General features: G+C 63.5%; 14 protein-coding genes. 9 read left to right on the top strand and 5 right to left on the bottom strand.

The genetic code is table 11. From position 1 onward, the window contains the following. Positions 1 to 42: 42 nt before the first annotated feature. From C8K66_RS14830 to C8K66_RS14815, 4 genes are read right to left on the bottom strand one after another with little or no spacing between them, the layout of a single operon-like run. Positions 43 to 1,110: a branched-chain amino acid ABC transporter permease gene (locus C8K66_RS14830; RefSeq protein WP_108525206.1), complete on the bottom strand. Its 1,068-nt coding sequence runs from the start codon at positions 1,108 to 1,110 to the stop codon at positions 43 to 45. Positions 1,111 to 1,132: 22 nt separating this feature from the next. After that, on the bottom strand, positions 1,133 to 2,014 hold the full coding sequence (locus tag C8K66_RS14825) for a branched-chain amino acid ABC transporter permease (protein WP_046384798.1): 882 nt from the start codon (positions 2,012 to 2,014) through the stop codon (positions 1,133 to 1,135). Positions 2,015 to 2,016: 2 nt separating this feature from the next. Beyond that, entirely contained in the window at positions 2,017 to 2,817 is an 801-nt protein-coding gene (locus C8K66_RS14820) for an ABC transporter ATP-binding protein (protein ID WP_046384799.1), read from the bottom strand. A gap of 8 nt (positions 2,818 to 2,825) precedes the next feature. After that, the gene (locus C8K66_RS14815) at positions 2,826 to 3,917 is read right to left on the bottom strand and encodes an AMP-binding protein (RefSeq protein WP_046384800.1); all 1,092 of its coding nucleotides are present in this window, start codon (positions 3,915 to 3,917) and stop codon (positions 2,826 to 2,828) included. A 433-nt stretch (positions 3,918 to 4,350) separates the two neighbouring features. Between C8K66_RS14815 and ssuD the strand changes: the two genes are divergently transcribed. From ssuD to C8K66_RS14760, 9 genes are all read left to right on the top strand, one after another. Continuing rightward, the gene (gene ssuD / locus C8K66_RS14810) at positions 4,351 to 5,496 is read left to right on the top strand and encodes an FMNH2-dependent alkanesulfonate monooxygenase (protein WP_108525204.1); all 1,146 of its coding nucleotides are present in this window, start codon (positions 4,351 to 4,353) and stop codon (positions 5,494 to 5,496) included. Further along, a complete protein-coding gene (locus C8K66_RS14805; protein ID WP_108525202.1) occupies positions 5,493 to 6,338 on the top strand; it encodes an amidohydrolase family protein in 846 nt (281 codons plus the stop codon). The genes ssuD and C8K66_RS14805 overlap by 4 nt, the downstream gene beginning before the upstream one ends. Before the next feature lie 78 nt (positions 6,339 to 6,416). Then, the gene (locus tag C8K66_RS14800; RefSeq protein WP_057005646.1) at positions 6,417 to 7,589 is read left to right on the top strand and encodes an acyl-CoA dehydrogenase family protein; all 1,173 of its coding nucleotides are present in this window, start codon (positions 6,417 to 6,419) and stop codon (positions 7,587 to 7,589) included. 200 nt (positions 7,590 to 7,789) lie between these two features. Next, the gene (locus tag C8K66_RS14795) at positions 7,790 to 9,217 is read left to right on the top strand and encodes an LLM class flavin-dependent oxidoreductase (protein ID WP_108525200.1); all 1,428 of its coding nucleotides are present in this window, start codon (positions 7,790 to 7,792) and stop codon (positions 9,215 to 9,217) included. A gap of 31 nt (positions 9,218 to 9,248) precedes the next feature. After that, on the top strand, positions 9,249 to 10,499 hold the full coding sequence (locus tag C8K66_RS14790) for an acyl-CoA dehydrogenase family protein (RefSeq protein WP_108525198.1): 1,251 nt from the start codon (positions 9,249 to 9,251) through the stop codon (positions 10,497 to 10,499). A gap of 193 nt (positions 10,500 to 10,692) precedes the next feature. Then, positions 10,693 to 11,472, top strand: a complete 780-nt coding sequence (locus tag C8K66_RS14785; protein WP_108525196.1) for a PhzF family phenazine biosynthesis protein — start codon at positions 10,693 to 10,695, stop codon at positions 11,470 to 11,472. A 35-nt stretch (positions 11,473 to 11,507) separates the two neighbouring features. Continuing rightward, positions 11,508 to 13,337, top strand: coding sequence for a gamma-glutamyltransferase (ggt, locus tag C8K66_RS14780; protein ID WP_108525194.1), 1,830 nt, complete (start codon positions 11,508 to 11,510; stop codon positions 13,335 to 13,337). A 25-nt stretch (positions 13,338 to 13,362) separates the two neighbouring features. Beyond that, entirely contained in the window at positions 13,363 to 14,085 is a 723-nt protein-coding gene (gene pgeF, locus C8K66_RS14775) for a peptidoglycan editing factor PgeF (RefSeq protein ID WP_057005643.1), read from the top strand. Positions 14,086 to 14,981: 896 nt separating this feature from the next. Continuing rightward, positions 14,982 to 15,296: a DNA-binding transcriptional regulator gene (locus C8K66_RS14760; protein ID WP_108525192.1), complete on the top strand. Its 315-nt coding sequence runs from the start codon at positions 14,982 to 14,984 to the stop codon at positions 15,294 to 15,296. 27 nt (positions 15,297 to 15,323) lie between these two features. On the opposite strand, the gene ddlA is transcribed toward C8K66_RS14760, so the two are convergent. Beyond that, positions 15,324 to 16,418 (bottom strand): D-alanine--D-alanine ligase, encoded by a 1,095-nt coding sequence (ddlA, locus tag C8K66_RS14755; RefSeq protein WP_017844486.1) that lies wholly within the window; start codon positions 16,416 to 16,418, stop codon positions 15,324 to 15,326. Between the last annotated feature and the right edge of the window lie 30 nt (positions 16,419 to 16,448).

Genomic DNA, 16,448 nt, shown 5'->3' with positions numbered 1-16,448 from the left:
AGTTCCTCGTGAACGAAGGATGGGGGTCAGGGATGAGAACAATCAGTAACGCAGCGGCCAGATCCGCGCCCGTTGGCGAAAGCGTTGCCACAGTCGGGCCAGGCCCTCGGGTTCCTTGATCAGAAAAGCGATGATCAACGCGCCAAAGAGCATTTTCTGCAGGTTTTCCAACTGGCCGGAATCGATCAGCCCACCGGGCAACAGCCCGAAGAGGTTGGCCAGCAGAATCGGGAACAGCACGATGAAAGCGGCGCCCAGGACATTGCCGAGCACACTGCCCAGGCCGCCGATAATGATGATGAAGAGCACTTGAAACGAGCGGCTGAGATCGAAGCCGTGGGGCTCCACCGTGCCCAGGTAGGCAAACGCCCACAGCGAACCGGCAACCCCCAGGTAGAAGCCACTGATGGCAAACGCCAGCAGCTTGGCCTTGAACAGGCGGATGCCGATCACAGAGGCTGCGGTGTCCATGTCGCGCACGGCCATCCAGTTGCGGCCCAACTCGCTGCGCACCAGGTTTTTGCCCAGCCAGAACAGCACCACGACCACCGTCAGGGTCAACAGATAACGCCCACGGGGCGAACTGAAATCCAGCCCCGCGATCAGCAGCGGTGGCGAGGTGATGACCCCGGAAGCGTTGTCGTTGGTGAACCAACTGAACCGGGTCAGTACCCACTCCACCACAAACTGCGCGGCCAGGGTCGCCACCAGCAGGTAAAAGCCCTTGATCCGCAGGCTCGGCAAACCGAAGAGCACAGCCACCAGCGCAGCAATCACTCCGCCCAGCGCGAAACTCACCAGCAACGGCAAACCCGGCACGCGCAATTGCAGGTTGTAGGCCGCGAACGCACCCACCGCCATGAACGCCGCCGACCCGAGGGACAACTGCCCGGCATAACCGGTCAACAGGTTCAGCCCCAGCCCCGCCAGGGACAGCACCAGCAGCGGCAGCAGAATCGCGCTGAACCAATAGTCATTGCCCAGCCAGGGCACCGCAATGAAGGCAAACCCCAACAGCAGCCACAAGCCCACGCGGTCCTGGCGCAAGCGGAACGTGCGCCGTTCCATCGCATAAGAGGTGCTCAGTTGACCGGATTCTCGATAAAGCATGGAGGCATTCCTTGAAAGAAAATCAGACCCGTTCGATCGCCCGCTCGCCGAACAACCCGGCAGGCCGCACCAACAGAAACAGCAAGGCGAGGACATAAGGCACCCAGTTTTCGATGCCGCTGCCGATGATCGGGCCGAGGTAAATCTCCGCGATTTTTTCCGCCGCGCCGATGATCAGCCCGCCGACAATCGCCCCGCCGATGGAGGAAAAACCGCCGATGATCAACACCGGCAAGGCCTTGAGCACCACCAATGACAAGGAGAACTGCACCCCGAGGCGAGCGCCCCAGAGCAACCCGGCCACCAGCCCGACAAAACCCGCCACCGCCCAGACCAGTGCCCAGATGCGTGGCAGGCGGATGCCAATCGCCAGGGACGCCAACGGATCGTCGGCAACCGCGCGCAGCGACAGACCGACGCGGGTCCGGTTGAACAGCAGCGACAGGGCGATCACCAGTGTGGCGGCCGTTCCGGCGGCGAACAGGTCGAACTGCGAAAGCAGCATGCCGCGGATTTCCAACGGCTCATCGGCGATGCCCAACTCCAGGCCGTGGACCTGAGCGCCCCACAGGAACTGCGCAAACCCTTCGATCAGGTAGGACAGCCCGAGCGTGGCCATGAACAGGATGATCGGTGCGCGATTGACCAACGGCCGCAGCACCATTTTTTCGATCAGCAGCGCCAGGACCACCATGCTCACCAGGGTGATGACAAAGGCCCACACGAACGGGAAGCCGCGTTCGAGCAGGCTGACAAAGGTCAGCGCGGCGAACAGCACCATCGCCCCCTGGGCGAAATTGAACACCCCGGAGGCCTTGTAGATCAGGACAAAACCAATCGCCACCAGGGAGTACATGACGCCCGCCAGCAGCCCGCCAATCAGCACTTCGAAGAAAAATTGCATGTTCAGTGGCTCTCCGCACGGGAACGCCGCGTGCCCAGGTAAGCGGCGATCACATCGGGGTTGGCGCGCACTTGCTCGGGCGTGCCATCGCCGATTTTGCGGCCGTAATCGAGCACCACCACGTGGTCGCACAAGCCCATGACCACCCCGATGTCGTGTTCGATCAGCACCACGGTGGTACCGAACTCGCGGTTGATGTCGCGGATGAATTGGCTCATCTGGCCCTTCTCTTCAGCGTTCATGCCGGCCATGGGTTCATCCAGCAGCAGCAACCGGGGCTGCGCAGCCAGGGCGCGGGCCAGCTCGACGCGTTTCTGCAAACCGTAAGGCAGCGTGCCCACCAGCACATGGCGCCAGGGGTGGATGCGCAGAAACTCGATGATGTGTTCGGCGTGAAGGCGCTGCTCGTCGTCCTCGCGAGGCGCACGGCCCAGGCGCAGCATCTGCTCGACCCAACTGCTGCGGCGCTTGAGGTTGCGGCCGGTCAGCACGTTGTCGAGCACGCTCATGCCCTTGAACAGCGCGATGTTTTGAAAGGTCCGCGCAATACCGCGCTCGGCGGCCTGGTGCGGGCGCATGCGCCGCCGGGCCTGTCCGGCATAGGTGATGCTGCCGCTCTGGGCCTGGTAGACGCCATTGATCACATTGAGCAGCGAACTTTTTCCCGCGCCGTTGGGGCCGATCAATGCACAGATTTCCCCGGCCTTCACGGCGAAGCTGATGGAGGTGATGGCCTTGACGCCCTTGAACGACAGGGAGATGTCATCGAGCCGCAGTAATTCGGATTCAGTGGTTGCGCTCATGGGGCTCGTCAGACGGAGTGAGAAATCAGATGGGTGTGGGCCTCGGCACGTTCCGGCCGGGCGGAAGGTTCCTGCCAGGCGCCCGGATGGATGCCCAAAGCACCAAAGAAAGCGGCGCTCTCTTGGCTCAGCGCGGGCCCGACCAGCAACGGCACGCGCAGGCGGCTCATGCCCAACACATCGAGCAAGGGTCTGCGGACCAGCCAGTAGCCGAGCCAGCGGCGCAAACCCTGGGCATCCGGCGTCATTGCCCAGCGGTACACCCGATGCGCGAGCGTGCCGGGCAACGGCAGGCGCTCTCGGGCCCACAGCTCCAGACGGGCATAGGACTCACGCGTGCCCAGCACCAGGGTTGGCCCCAATTCACGGCGATCGGTGTCGCGCGTGGCCATGGCTTCCGGGAAATTCAGGCAGAACCCGGCGCAGAGCCAGGGCGCCAGCAGGTAACGCGCCTGACCGCTGGCGGCGAACACGCGGGCGGCCAAGGCTTCTTCAGCGCCGCTCAGTTGCTCGCGCGCCACCAGCTTGCGTGCGCCCCCCAGCAATTGCGCATGGCTCAACCGCAGGGAAGGCCCGTGCGTATCGGCATGGAACACGAAGGCAACGGCTGCGGAGTCAGTGGCGCAGGCCGGCGGTTCCGCCGCCACGCCAGCGGACAAATCGGCGTAAGCGCTCAACCCCTTCCCGTCACCGGCATTCAGACCGCGCCCGTCGAGGAACAGCAATACCGGGGGCGCACGATCGGCATGACCGACCTGTTGCACCGCCTCCAGGGTTTCGGCCAGCACGAAGCTCGGGCGCAGCCGGGCCAGCAATGCGCGGTTGTCGCGTTCGGGGTCCAGCAGGGTGACGCTGCCGCCCAGCCACTGCGCGGCCAGGGCCAGTAACAAGGCTTCGGAACGGGCCTGGCTGATGATCAGTAAATCGTCGTGGCGACTGAACCCGCGCTGATGCAGGGCTGCCGCCAGGCGGCTGACCTCCTGCGCCAACTCGCTCCAAGTGCGCGCATGCCAGATGCCCAGGCGCTTGTAGCGCAGGGCAATCGCCGCACCTCGGGCCTGGGCTTGCTGTAACAACGCCAGAGGCAGTGTCTGGGCCATGGGGACTCTCCTTCAGAGTGCTATACAGGCCCTTCTGCAGTCTCCATGCCAAGGTTTAAATCGTTATTTATCAATTAGTTATATAAAAACCTCGAGCACAATCATGTATTGATTCGGCACAGCCTGCTTAACACCTGTTGCCCTGCGAACACTTCCCGCTTTGTGCACAACTGTCTGCCAGGCAACAGTGGTTCAACACTTCCTCTCCTCCAGCGACACTCAGCGTCTCGCAAAAAAACAACAATCACCTTACAAATCAATAAGTTGATGGGTTGGTACGATGCTTGCTCCTTCAGAACCATCGGCCACAGCCACAGACTTGTTCCAACAAGCGCCTCCCTAGAGCCGTGCCGGCCCTGCGTTGCACAACCTGCTGCCGTCTTACCTTACCCAAGGCAGCGGGCTTCTTATTTTTGCAGCGAGGAGCATGTTGATGAGTCTTGATATTTTTTGGTTTCTGCCCACCTCCGGCGACACCCGTTACCTGGGCCGATCCGACAGCGGCCGCCCGGCCACCAATAAGTACATGCAGCAAATCGCGGTCGCCGCCGAGAGCCTGGGCTATGACGGGGTGTTGATTCCCACCGGCAGCAGTTGCCTGGACCCATGGATTACCGCCGCCAGCCTGGTACCGGTCACCCATCGCCTGAAGTTGCTGGTGGCGCTGCGCACCTCGCTGGGCAACCCCACGGCGTCGGCCCGTCAAGCGGCCACACTGGACCAGGCCAGCAACGGCCGCCTGTTACTCAACGTGGTGCCCGGTGGTGATGCCACCGAGTTGGCCGCCGACGGTATTTTCCTCGACCACGACCAACGCTACGAAGCCGCCGGCGAATTCCTGAGCGTTTGGCGTCGCTTGCTCAGTGGCGAGGTGGTGGATTTCACCGGTAAGCATGTGCGCGTCGAAGGCGCGCAGAACTTCTTCAAACCCGTGCAGCAACCGCACCCGCCCCTGTATTTTGGCGGGTCGTCCCCGGCCGCCCATGAGCTGGCGGCGCAACAGGTCGACGCCTACCTGACCTGGGGCGAACCACCGGCGGCCGTGGCCGCGAAGATCGCCGATGTGCGCGAGCGCGCGAAAAAATATGGCCGCACCCTGCATTTCGGCGTGCGCCTGCATGTGATCGTGCGTGAAACCAACGAGCAGGCCTGGGCGGCGGCCGAAGAGCTGATCAGCCACCTCGACGACGATGTGATCGCCGACGCCCAAGAGAACTACGCCAAGATGGACTCCGAAGGTCAGCGCCGCATGGCCGCCTTGCATGGCGGACAGCGCGACAAACTCGAGGTCTCGCCCAACCTGTGGGCCGGTGTCGGCCTGGTGCGCGGCGGCGCCGGTACGGCGCTGGTGGGCGACCCTCAGACCGTGGCCAAGCGTCTGCAGGAATATGCCGACCTCGGCGTAGACCGCTTTGTACTGTCCGGCTACCCGCACCTGGAAGAGGCTTTCCGCTTTGCCGAACTGGTGTTCCCGCTGTTGGGCAAACAGCCTGTCACGGTCCGCGACCAAGTACTCACCGGCGGCGCGTTCGACGTGCGCGCCGGCCACACCTCGGCCAAGGAAGAGGCCACGGCATGAACGTGATTGATATGCGCTGCCGCCCGGCGTACCTGCACGATTTTTTCGGCGCCACCCCAGGCAGCGCCGAGACCGCCACTGCCCGCTGGCTGAACCGCCGGGTGGGCACGCGTGGCGACGACGAGCACTTCGCCCGCTCGCGCACACCCCAGGGGTTTCTCGATGAAGTGCGCGACGCCGGGTTGAACCGGGCGGTGGTGGTCGGTCGGCACACCCCCGGCCAGCATCTGCCCAACGACCTGATTCACAGCATCGTGCGCGACCACGCTGAGCTGCTCGGCATCGCCAGCATCGACCCGGCGCTGCAGGGTATCGACGGCGCACTGGGCGAAATCGAGCGCGCCATCTCCGGGCTGGGCCTGGCCGGCATCGACCTGGAGCCGGGGTTTGGCGAACCAGCCAGGCAAACGGATGACCCGTTGTACTGGCCGATCTACGAGCATTTGCAGGCACGCGGTATTCCGCTGTTTCTGATGAGCGGGCCAACCACCCCGGACCCCGCCTTCAACAACCCCGAACGCCTGGCCAAGGTCGCCCGGGCATTCCCGCAGTTGGCGATCGTCTGCTACCACGGCTACTGGCCCAACGTGCAGCAAGCGCTCGGCGTGGCCTTTCGCTACCCGAACATCTACCTGGTGCCGGACATGTACCTGTTCCAGCCCGGCAGCGAAGCCTACGTGCAAGCGGCCAACGGCTTTCTGGCAGAGCAGCTGTTGTTCGGCTCGTCCTATCCGTTCCGCCCGATTCGCCAATCCATCGAGGATGTCCTGCGCCTGGGGTTGCGACCCGAGGTGCTCGACAACGTCCTCTATGGCAACGCCGCCCGCCTGTTCGGGTTGTAGAACACGTCGCGCCACACGCCGGGACCGACCGCCACCCAGGCCGGCCCGGCGTTGTTTTCCATTGCAAGGAGTTCCCCTGTGACCACCCCCAACGATCCTGTGCAGGTCGCCCGCCGTCTGGCGGCCGACTGGGCGAGTACGGCTGTCGAGCGCGACGAACGCGGCGGCACACCCAAGCGCGAGCGTGATGCCCTGCGCGACAGCGGCCTGCTGACCCTGAGTATTCCCCATGAATTCGGCGGCCTCGGCGCCAGCTGGAGCGACACCCTGAACATCGTGCGCGAGTTCGCCAAGGTCGACAGTTCGATGGCCCACGTGTTCGGTTTCCAACACTTGATGCTCGCCACCGTGCGCCTGTTCTCGCGGCCCGATCAGTGGCAGCCCTGGCTGGAGCAGACCGTCCGCCAGCGTTGGTTCTGGGGCAACGCGCTCAACCCGCTGGACACCCGCACCGTGGCCACGCGCGTGGACGGCGGGCGCGAGTTCACCGGGATGAAAAGCTTCTGTTCCGGGGCCAGCGACTCCGACCGCCTGATCGCCTCGGCGCTGGAGGACAGTGGCACAGGCAAACTGCTGATCGCCGCGATCCCCACCGACCGCGCCGGCATTACCCTGCTCAACGACTGGAACAACATGGGCCAACGCCAGACCGACAGCGGCAGCGCCCGTTTCGAACGCGTGCGGGTCGCCGCAGATGAACTGCTGCTGGACCCGGGCCCGCTGAGCACGGTGTTTTCCGGGCTGCGACCGCTGTTGGCGCAACTGACCTTCGTCAACCTGTTCCTTGGCATTGCCGAAGGCGCCTTCGAGCAGGCGCAGCACTACACCACCCACGAAGCACGCGCCTGGTTCAAGTCCGAGGTCGAGCGGGCGGTCGACGACCCTTATGTGCTGGCCCACTACGGCGAGTTCTGGGCCGGCCTGGAGGCAGTCCGCGCCCTGGCCGAACGGGCCAATGCGTTGTTCGACAAGGCCTGGAACCGCGGCGAACAACTGCGCGCCGAGGAACGGGCGAACCTGGCCCTGGCCATCGGCAGCGCCAAGGTCCACGCCACGCGGGTGGGCCTGGACCTCAGTTCGAGGCTGTTTGAGGTGACAGGCGCCCGCGCCACCCACGCCTCGCGGCGCTTCGACCGCTACTGGCGCAACCTGCGGACCCAGACCCTGCACGACCCGGTGGACTACCGCATCCGCGAACTCGGCGAATGGGCGTTGAAGCAAAAACCGCCGACACCGAGTTTCTATTCCTGACCACACGCGCCGGGTGTTCGCCACCGTTCACCAGAACAACAAAGTGTTGCTCCAGTGATAGGCCGCCAGCCCCAGGAACCGACAAAACCCAGGCATTACGGGCCTTTGGCACTCGGCATGAACCATGCAATCACCCCCTCAAACCACGAGTGAACGGCCCTGCGTGCCCCATGAATCAAGACAACTGGAGTTAATCGACTATGGCTTCCCGCATTATCCTCAATGCGTTTGAAATGACCTGCGTGAGTCATCAGGCCGCGGGCACCTGGCGTCACCCGGACAGCCAGGCATGGAAATACAAGGATCTCGATTACTGGGTCGAGTTGGCCAAGCTGCTTGAGCGCGGCTATTTCGACTCGGTATTTATCGCCGACGTCGTCGGCGTCTATGACATCTATCGCGGCTCGGTGGAAACCTCCCTGCTCGACGCCGACCAGGTGCCGGTCAACGATCCGTTCTTTCAAGTGCCGGCCATGGCCACCGTCACCAAGCACTTGGGCTTTGGCGTGACCTCGGCGCTGACCTACGAACAGCCTTACGCCCTGGCGCGAAAGTTCTCGACCCTCGACCACCTGACCAAAGGCCGCGTGGCGTGGAACGTGGTGACCTCGTACCTCAACAGCGCGGCGGTCAACCTGGGCCTCAAGCAACAGATTTCCCACGACGAACGCTATGACATCGCCGATGAGTTTCTGGACGTGACCTACAAGCTGTGGGAAGGCTCCTGGGATGAAGACGCGGTGCTGCGTGACCGCGAGCGCGGGTTTTTTACCGACCCGAGCAAAGTCCATCCGATCGGCCACAAGGGCAAATACTACGATGTGCCGGGCATTCATCTGTCCGAGCCGTCGCCACAGCGCACCCCGGTGATTTTCCAGGCCGGCGCTTCCAGCCGTGGCCGCGCCTTTGCCGCCAAGCACGCCGAAGGGGTGTTCATCAGCCCGGCCACCGCCGAACAGGCGCGCGAGGTCTCCGATGACATCCGCAACCGCGCCGTGGCAGCCGGCCGCAGCCGTGACTCGGTCAAGGTGTTCACGCTGCTGACGGTGATCACCGGTGAAAGCGATGAAGCCGCGCAAGCCAAATACCGCGACTACCTGAGCTATGCCAACGGCGAAGGCATGTTGTCGTTTTACGGCGGCTGGACCGGCATCGATTTCTCCGAATACGACCCGGACCAACCCCTGGAAGCGATCGACAACGACAGCATCCGCTCGGTGCTGGAACTGCTCGCCACCGCCGACCCCGACCGCAAGTGGACGCCGCGCGACATCATCAAACACCGCAGCATCGGCGGCTTGGGCCCAGTGCTGGTGGGCGGCCCGAAAACGGTGGCCGACGAGATGGAGCGCTGGGTGGACGTCGGTGGTATCGACGGGTTCAACCTGGCCTATGCGATCACCCCGGGCACCTTCGAAGACCTCGTCGAGTTCATCGTTCCCGAGCTGCAACGCCGGGGCCGTGTCCGCACCTCCTATGAGGGCGACACCCTGCGCGAAAACCTCCTCGACGGCACTTCGCCGTATGCCGCCGATGACCATCCGGCGGCGCGTTATCGCGGAGCGTTCAAAACCGGCGCCAACGCCACCGACCACACCAAACCGTCCAGATTCTCCGACCTGACTTGACGCTTGACTGCGCTGAAGAGGAATTCATCCTATGTCCAGTTTCACCACGCTGAATACATTGTCTGTCGGCACCGATTACGAAGCGCTCGCCGCGCGTTTTCGGCCGATCTTTGCGCGGATTGCCGAAGGGGCGGTCGAGCGCGAACGCAGCCGCACGCTGCCGTTCGAACCGATCCAATGGCTCAAGCACGCCGGGTTCGGCGCCGTGCGCGTCCCGGTCGAATTCGGCGGGGCCGGCGCCTCGCTGCCGCAACTGTTCCAACTGTTGATTGAACTGGCGGCCGCCGACTCCAACGTGACACAAGCCCTGCGCGGGCATTTTGCGTTTGTCGAAGACCGCCTCAACGCTCAGGCATTCAGCGCCCAGAACGCCTGGTTCGAGCGGTTTGTGGCCGGGGAACTGGTCGGCAATGCCTGGACCGAAGTCGGCGACGTGAAGATCGGCCAGGTGATTACCCGCATCAGCCGCCAGGGCGAGCAATGGGTCGCCAACGGCACCAAGTTCTACAGCACCGGTAGCCTGTTCGCCGACTGGATCGACCTGTACGCCCAACGGGACGACACCGGTGCCGACGTGATCGCGGCGGTCCGCGTGCAGCAACCGGGTGTGCGGCAAAGCGACGATTGGGATGGCTTTGGGCAGCGCACCACCGGCAGCGGCACGTCAGTGTTTGAAAACGCAGTGGTCGAAGACGACCACCTGATCGACTTCTCGACGCGCTTTAAATACCAGACGGCGTTTTACCAACTGACCCTGCTGGCTGTCCTGGTCGGGTCGGGGCAGGCGGCCGTGCGAGAGGTGGCCCAACAGGTACGTGTTCGCGCCCGGGTGTTCAGCCATGGCAATGCGGCAGCGGTGCGTGACGATGCCCAGGTGCAGCAGGTGGTCGGCAAGGCCTCGGCGCAGGTCTACACCGCCGAAGCGGCCGCCCTGCGCGCCGCCGCGGCGTCGCAACGCGCCTACGCGGCGCACTTCGCCAAGGATGCGCAGGTCGAACGCGAGGCCAACATCGCTGCGGAGCTGGAGTCGGCCCAAGCGCAAGTGGTGATTGCCGAGCTGGTGCTTCGCGCCACCAGCGACCTGTTCAACGCCCTGGGCGCTTCCGCCGCACGCACGAGCCTGCAACTCGACCGCCACTGGCGCAATGCGCGCACCGCGGCCTCGCATAATCCATTGATCTATAAAGAGCGGATCATCGGTGATTGGGAAATCAACGGCACCGAACCGCCCTACGTGTGGCAGATCGGCAGTGGCGGCCCGCAAAACCAAGCAGCGAAATAGCGCCAGCACGTAAAACCGCGACCTGAAATGCCCCGGCCCGTCGGGGCATTTTTTTCCGAGCCGCCGAAAAAGCTGCGCCGCGTCCCTCGCGGCAGCGTGCATGCGCGCAAAAAAACAGCCCATCTGTATTTTGACGCTCCCCGCAGCCCGCTGTTAGTGTCCAGCCTCCCCCTCGCACATGGAGTACACCACGGTGAAACTGGACATCTACCAAGTCGACGCCTTCAGCCAACACCCTTTCGGCGGCAACCCCGCTGCGGTGTGCCCGCTGACCGAGTGGCTGAGCGACGTGCAACTGCAAAACATCGCCGCCGAAAACAACCTGTCCGAAACCGCCTACTTCGTACCGCGTGACGATTTTTATGAGTTGCGCTGGTTCACCCCGACCGTCGAAGTCGACCTGTGCGGCCATGCCACGCTTGCAGCGGCGTGGGTGTTGATCAATGCGTTGGCGGATGCGCCTGACGTGCTGCGGTTTGCAACGCGCAGCGGCGAGCTCCGGGTAACCCGCGAGGGCGATGAACTGGCGATGGATTTCCCGGCGAAAGCGCCACAAGCGTGCGAGCCGCCTGCCGGAATGTTGAGCGCGCTGGGGATTGAACGCGCCGAGGTGTTCGGCACCGATGACTACATCGTGTTGCTCGACGACGAAGCCCAGGTCGCCGCGCTCACCCCGGATTTCGCCCGGCTCAAGGGCCTGCCCAAACGCGGGATTGCGGTGACGGCCAAGAGTGCGCGGTTCGATTTCATTTCCCGTTGGTTCGGCCCGAATGTGGGGGTCAATGAAGACCCGGTCACCGGTTCGGCGCACACTTCGCTGGCGCCGTTCTGGGCCGAGCGCCTGGGCAAGACAAGCCTGAGCGCCGAACAGGGCGGCACGCGCAAGGGCCAGTTGCGCTGTGCCCTCAAAGGCGACCGGGTGATTATTTCCGGCAAGGCTGTGCTGTATATGCAGGGCTCGATCTACCTGTAAAACGCACTCCCCAAGAACGACAGATCATTCGCAAAATGAACGGAGTTCAACGCGTGTTTTCGATTGCCCGCCGTCACCTGACGGTCATTGCCGCAGCCCTGGCCCTGGTGGCCTGCCACTCCCCGGTCAACGAACCGCCAGCGGCGCCGGAGTTGGGCTCGGGCTATCGCACCGACCTCAGCCCGCGCCACGCCGCGCAGCATATGGCGGCAGCGGCCAACCCGCTGGCCGCCGAAGCCGGGCGCGAGATGTTGCGCCAGGGCGGTTCGGCGATCGACGCGGCGATTGCCATGCAGGCGGTGTTGACGCTGGTGGAGCCGCAGTCGTCGGGGATTGGCGGCGGCGCGTTCATCATGCTGTGGGACGGGAACCGCGTGCAGGCGTATGACGGCCGGGAAACCGCACCGGCCGGGGCGACCGAGCGCTTGTTCCTCAAGCCCGACGGGCAGCCGATGGCGTTTACCGCAGCGCAGATCGGCGGGCGTTCGGTGGGCACGCCGGGGGTGTTGCGAGCGCTGGAGCTGGCGCACAAAAAGACCGGGCATCTGCCCTGGGCCCGGTTGTTCGAGCCGGCGATCCGGCTGTCGGAACACGGCTTCGCCATCTCGCCGCGCTTGCACAGCCTGATTGCCGCTGACCGTTTTATCCCACAGTCGCCGGAGATGGCGGCCTACTTTCTGAACGCCGATGGCACGCCCAAAGCCACCGGCACCCTATTGAAAAACCCGGCGCTGGCCGCCGTGTTCAAGCGCATCGCCGAGGAAGGCCCGGACGCGCTGTACCACGGCCCGATTGCCGACGAGATCGCACGCAAAGTGCAGGGCCACCGCAACGCGGGCAGCCTGTCCGAGGCCGACCTTGCAGGCTACGCGGCCAAGGAGCGTGCGCCGCTGTGTACCGATTACAAGCGCTGGAAAATCTGTGGCATGCCGCCGCCGTCGTCGGGCGGGATTGCCATCGCGCAGATCCTCGGCACGTTGCAGGCCCTGCAAGCCCGCGACCCGCGCCTGGCCATCGCGCCCATGACGCCGCTCAAGAGCGCCTCCCCCGCCGGCCTTGAGCCCACGCCCGAGGCGGTTCACCTGATCGCCGAGGCCGGGCGCCTGGCCTTTGCCGACCGCGCCCTGTATGTGGCCGATGCCGACTTTGTGCCGGTGCCGGTCGCCGGCCTGGTCGCCCCGGATTACCTGGCCCGACGCGCCGCGCTGATCGGTGAACGCAGCCTGGGCATCGCGCAGCCGGGCCAACCGGCGGGCATTCAAGTGGCGTATGCCCCGGACCGCTCGCCGCTGCGCATCTCCACCTCACAAGTGGTGGCGGTGGATGACCAGGGTGGCGCCGTGTCGATGACCACCACGGTGGAGTCCGCATTTGGCTCGCACCTGATGGTCCAGGGCTTTGTGCTCAACAACCAGATGACCGACTTCTCGTTCATTCCCGAAGAAAACGGCCAGCCGGTGGCCAACCGCGTGCAACCCGGCAAACGCCCACGCTCGGCCATGGCGCCGACCCTGGTGTTCGACCGCCACAGCGGTGAGTTGCTGGCCACCCTGGGTTCGCCGGGCGGCTCGCAGATCATCGAATACGTGAGCAAATCCCTGGTGGCGATACTCGACTGGCAACTCGACCCGCAAGCCGCAATCAACCTGCCCAACTTCGGCAGCCGCAATGGCGCTACCGAACTGGAAACCGGCCTGTTCAGCCCGGCGTTGAAACAGGCGCTCAGGGACAAGGGCCATGCGCTGAGCGAGATCGAGATGACCAGTGGCGTCCAGGCCATCGTTCGCACGCGGGATGCGCAGGGCAAGGTGCTGCTGAGCGGCGGTGCCGACCCTCGGCGGGAGGGAGAGGCGTTGGGCGATTGATCGTTAATGCACGGAGAACAGCACAGTGCGCAAGGCAAACAATCTCGGTTCCGTTCCTGGTGTCGACCACGGTTTTTGTTCGATCAATGACCCGCAGCGGCCGGAAGAGGTATTCATCTGCAAGCAGATACACAGTGCGTCGGTGATGGAATGGCAGGCAGATCGGGTGGCCAATACGGTCGAAGCCGATGGCGTGTTGACGCGCCATCACCACCCGATCGCGGTGATCACCGCCGACTGCCTGCCCATTCTGTTCGCCTCGAACAACGGTGACTGGGTGGCCGCTGTGCACGGTGGCTGGAAGGGCCTGCAACGCGGGATCATCGCCAGCGCCGTGCAGCGCTTTGCCGCTGAAGGAGTGGCTGTCGATCAATTGCAGGTGGCAATCGGGCCGTCGATCAAGCCCTGTTGTTATGAGGTGAGCGCGGCGTTTATTGCCGAGTTCCAGTCGGACCAAGGGCACCTGTGGCCACACCGCCAGGCGCCATGGAGCGCTGAGCAACCGGCACCGCTGCTGACGCCGGAAATTGCACCGCCCCAGGCGAGACAAGCGGGCAGCGCATGGTTTGACTTGAGCGGGTATGGGCTGATGCTGCTGCAAGCGGCGGGCATTCGGCGCGAGCAGATTGAAGTGAGTGAGGTGTGTACCTACTGCACATCACCGACGTTTGCCAGCTACCGCCGACGCACGCATCAACCGCAAGAGGCGAAGACGTTGTTGTATTCGTGGATTGCTCGTACAAGCTGATTAACAAAGGCCTACAGCCCTCTTTTGAATGTCCCCTCCCTGAGCATAGGTATCTACACAACTTTGTAGCAGCCAACGGTAACCACGATGCGAAGCGAGCCGCTCTTGATTTTGCTTTTGATCTCAGGCGCCCCGTTAAACCACGCTGGCCGGAATTCGATATTGATTTGGGGGGTAAACCGGCAGGGATGCCGGTTTAGCCGCCCCGCGCCATGGATGGCGCGTGGCGGCGGCCCCCCAAATCAATGTCGGATTACGGGCACACCGAGCCTAGGCGAGGTGCCGAGTGGTGGGGCGAAGGCCTTTTGCTTACTTTTGGGCCTTTCCAAAAGTGAGCCGCTGTAAGAGCGGAACCAATAGCCGCCGTTACCGCAGCAACGGATATGTACTCAGTCTGATCCAACATCTTGGTCGGCTGTCAGGCCGCCATCGGGGGCAAGTCGAATCGTCGCACCACCCCTCCCACATTTAGGTCGCGGGGCATCAGTTAGATAGTCGTCGGCTCCCGAGCCGTCACGGGAGCACGCTCCCTCGCCACAGGTTCAGGACCACGCCAAAGTTGTGTGGATACCTATGCTCCCTGAGACAAAACGCAAAGTGCCATGTCATTTTTTGCGATAAAAACGCCCTTGAACAGCGGCTCCACTACTGCGATTTTCTGGCCCGCCCTTTCTTGCCAGAAGCTACGTCAGACGCCGGAACCGTAATTCCCGGCTCGGGTGGCTGCCGCAAAGTACGCTGGAGCCTGGAAGGCCGAGGTAAAAGTGGATCAGTGCGGATCATCTACACCACACAATTGTCGTGTGGAGCAGTAGTAGCCCTGCTGATTTACGGCAAGGGCGCTACCGAGCCTATTCCAGCGCATATCCTGTACAAAATCGCGAAGGACATGAACCATGCCACTCACTGAGAAACAGCTGAAGGAACGTGACGCCAAGCGCGCTATCGGCGAAGAATTACTGGCAGCCATTCAGGATGTCAAAGCGGGGCTTTACGGCGCAATCCACCAGGTTGAAATCACTCAAGCCGCGGACGCAAGAAGTAAGACTGGGTTGTCGCAAGCCAAATTTGCCGAGCTGTTGGGGGTGTCGATAAGAACCCTTCAAGAGTGGGAACAAGGGCGTCGCTCCCCCTCCGGCGCAGCACGTTCGCTGCTGCATATTGCGGCTATAAGACCGGACGTTTTCCGGGAAGTCCTCAGTAACGCCTGATGGCGTTACTGACGCGCCGGGCGATGACTATCGGCTGATCTTCAACCCCTTGCGCCCCGCATGCCGCTCCAACGCCAGTTCAATCAAGCGGCTGACCAACTCGCTGTAGCTCATCCCCGCCGCCTGCCACAGCTTGGGGTACATGCTGATCCGGGTAAAACCCGGCAACGAGTTGATTTCGTTGATCAGCACTTCGCCGTCCTCGGTGAGGAACACATCGACCCGCGCCAGCCCTGCGCACCCCAACACCTCGAACGCTTCGACGGCCAGGCGGCGAATCCGCTCGCTGGCTTGCACGCTGATATCGGCCGGCACTACCACTTGGGCCGCCTGGTCGTCGATGTACTTGCTGTCGTAGGAATAGAAGCCGCTGCTCACCACGATCTCGCCGCAACCGCTGGCGATGGGATGTTCGTTGCCCAGCACGGCGCATTCGATTTCGCGGCCGTGGACGGCGGACTCCACCAGCACTTTCTCGTCAAAACCCAGGGCCAGTTCGACGGCGGCGTGGTATTCGGCCTCGTCGTTCACTTTGCTCACGCCCACCGAAGAGCCTTGGTTGGCGGGTTTGACGAACATCGGCAGGCCGAGCTTGCCCACCGCCATGTCGAACGACGTGCGCGCCGCGTTGTTGCGGTTGAGGGTGATAAACGGCGTGACGGCAATGCCGGCGTCGCGCAGCAAGCGTTTGCTGATGTCTTTGTCCATGCACACCGCCGAGCCGAGCACGTCGGAGCCGACGAAAGGCAGGTCGGCCATGCGCAGCAGGCCTTGCAGGCAACCGTCCTCGCCGAGGGTGCCGTGGACGATGGGGAAGATCACATCGATATGCGCGAGCAGGCCGCTGCCGGCGGTTTCCACCACTTGCTGGCTGGCCTTGCCCGGCACCACCGCCAGTTCGCGGTTGGACTGGTTGAGGGCGATCAGCGCCGGGTTTTCCTGGTTGATCAGGAAGTTCGAGGTGTCGTTAAGGTGCCAGTGACCGGCCTTGTCGATACCGATCAGCACCGGCTCGAAGCGCGAGCGGTCGAGGGCATCGACAATATTGCGCGCCGATTGCAGCGAGACTTCGTGCTCGGCCGAACGGCCACCAAAAATAATCCCTACGCGCACCTTGCTCATGACCCGACCTCACTGTTGAAAGTAAGGCTT

Origin of the sequence: Pseudomonas sp. GV105 (assembly GCF_003058185.1) — a bacterium.
Lineage (GTDB): Bacteria > Pseudomonadota > Gammaproteobacteria > Pseudomonadales > Pseudomonadaceae > Aquipseudomonas > Aquipseudomonas veronii.
Note: the sequence above shows the minus strand (reverse complement) of the source record. Positions and strands in the feature narration are given on the sequence as shown.

Coding starts and splice junctions, on each gene's coding strand:
- C8K66_RS14830 (WP_108525206.1), bottom strand. CDS start 1,110: ATGCTTTATCGAGAATCCGGTCAACTGAGCACCTCTTATGCGATGGAA.
- C8K66_RS14825 (WP_046384798.1), bottom strand. CDS start 2,014: ATGCAATTTTTCTTCGAAGTGCTGATTGGCGGGCTGCTGGCGGGCGTC.
- C8K66_RS14820 (WP_046384799.1), bottom strand. CDS start 2,817: ATGAGCGCAACCACTGAATCCGAATTACTGCGGCTCGATGACATCTCC.
- C8K66_RS14815 (WP_046384800.1), bottom strand. CDS start 3,917: ATGGCCCAGACACTGCCTCTGGCGTTGTTACAGCAAGCCCAGGCCCGA.
- ssuD (WP_108525204.1), top strand. CDS start 4,351: ATGAGTCTTGATATTTTTTGGTTTCTGCCCACCTCCGGCGACACCCGT.
- C8K66_RS14805 (WP_108525202.1), top strand. CDS start 5,493: ATGAACGTGATTGATATGCGCTGCCGCCCGGCGTACCTGCACGATTTT.
- C8K66_RS14795 (WP_108525200.1), top strand. CDS start 7,790: ATGGCTTCCCGCATTATCCTCAATGCGTTTGAAATGACCTGCGTGAGT.
- C8K66_RS14790 (WP_108525198.1), top strand. CDS start 9,249: ATGTCCAGTTTCACCACGCTGAATACATTGTCTGTCGGCACCGATTAC.
- ggt (WP_108525194.1), top strand. CDS start 11,508: ATGAACGGAGTTCAACGCGTGTTTTCGATTGCCCGCCGTCACCTGACG.
- C8K66_RS14760 (WP_108525192.1), top strand. CDS start 14,982: ATGCCACTCACTGAGAAACAGCTGAAGGAACGTGACGCCAAGCGCGCT.
- ddlA (WP_017844486.1), bottom strand. CDS start 16,418: ATGAGCAAGGTGCGCGTAGGGATTATTTTTGGTGGCCGTTCGGCCGAG.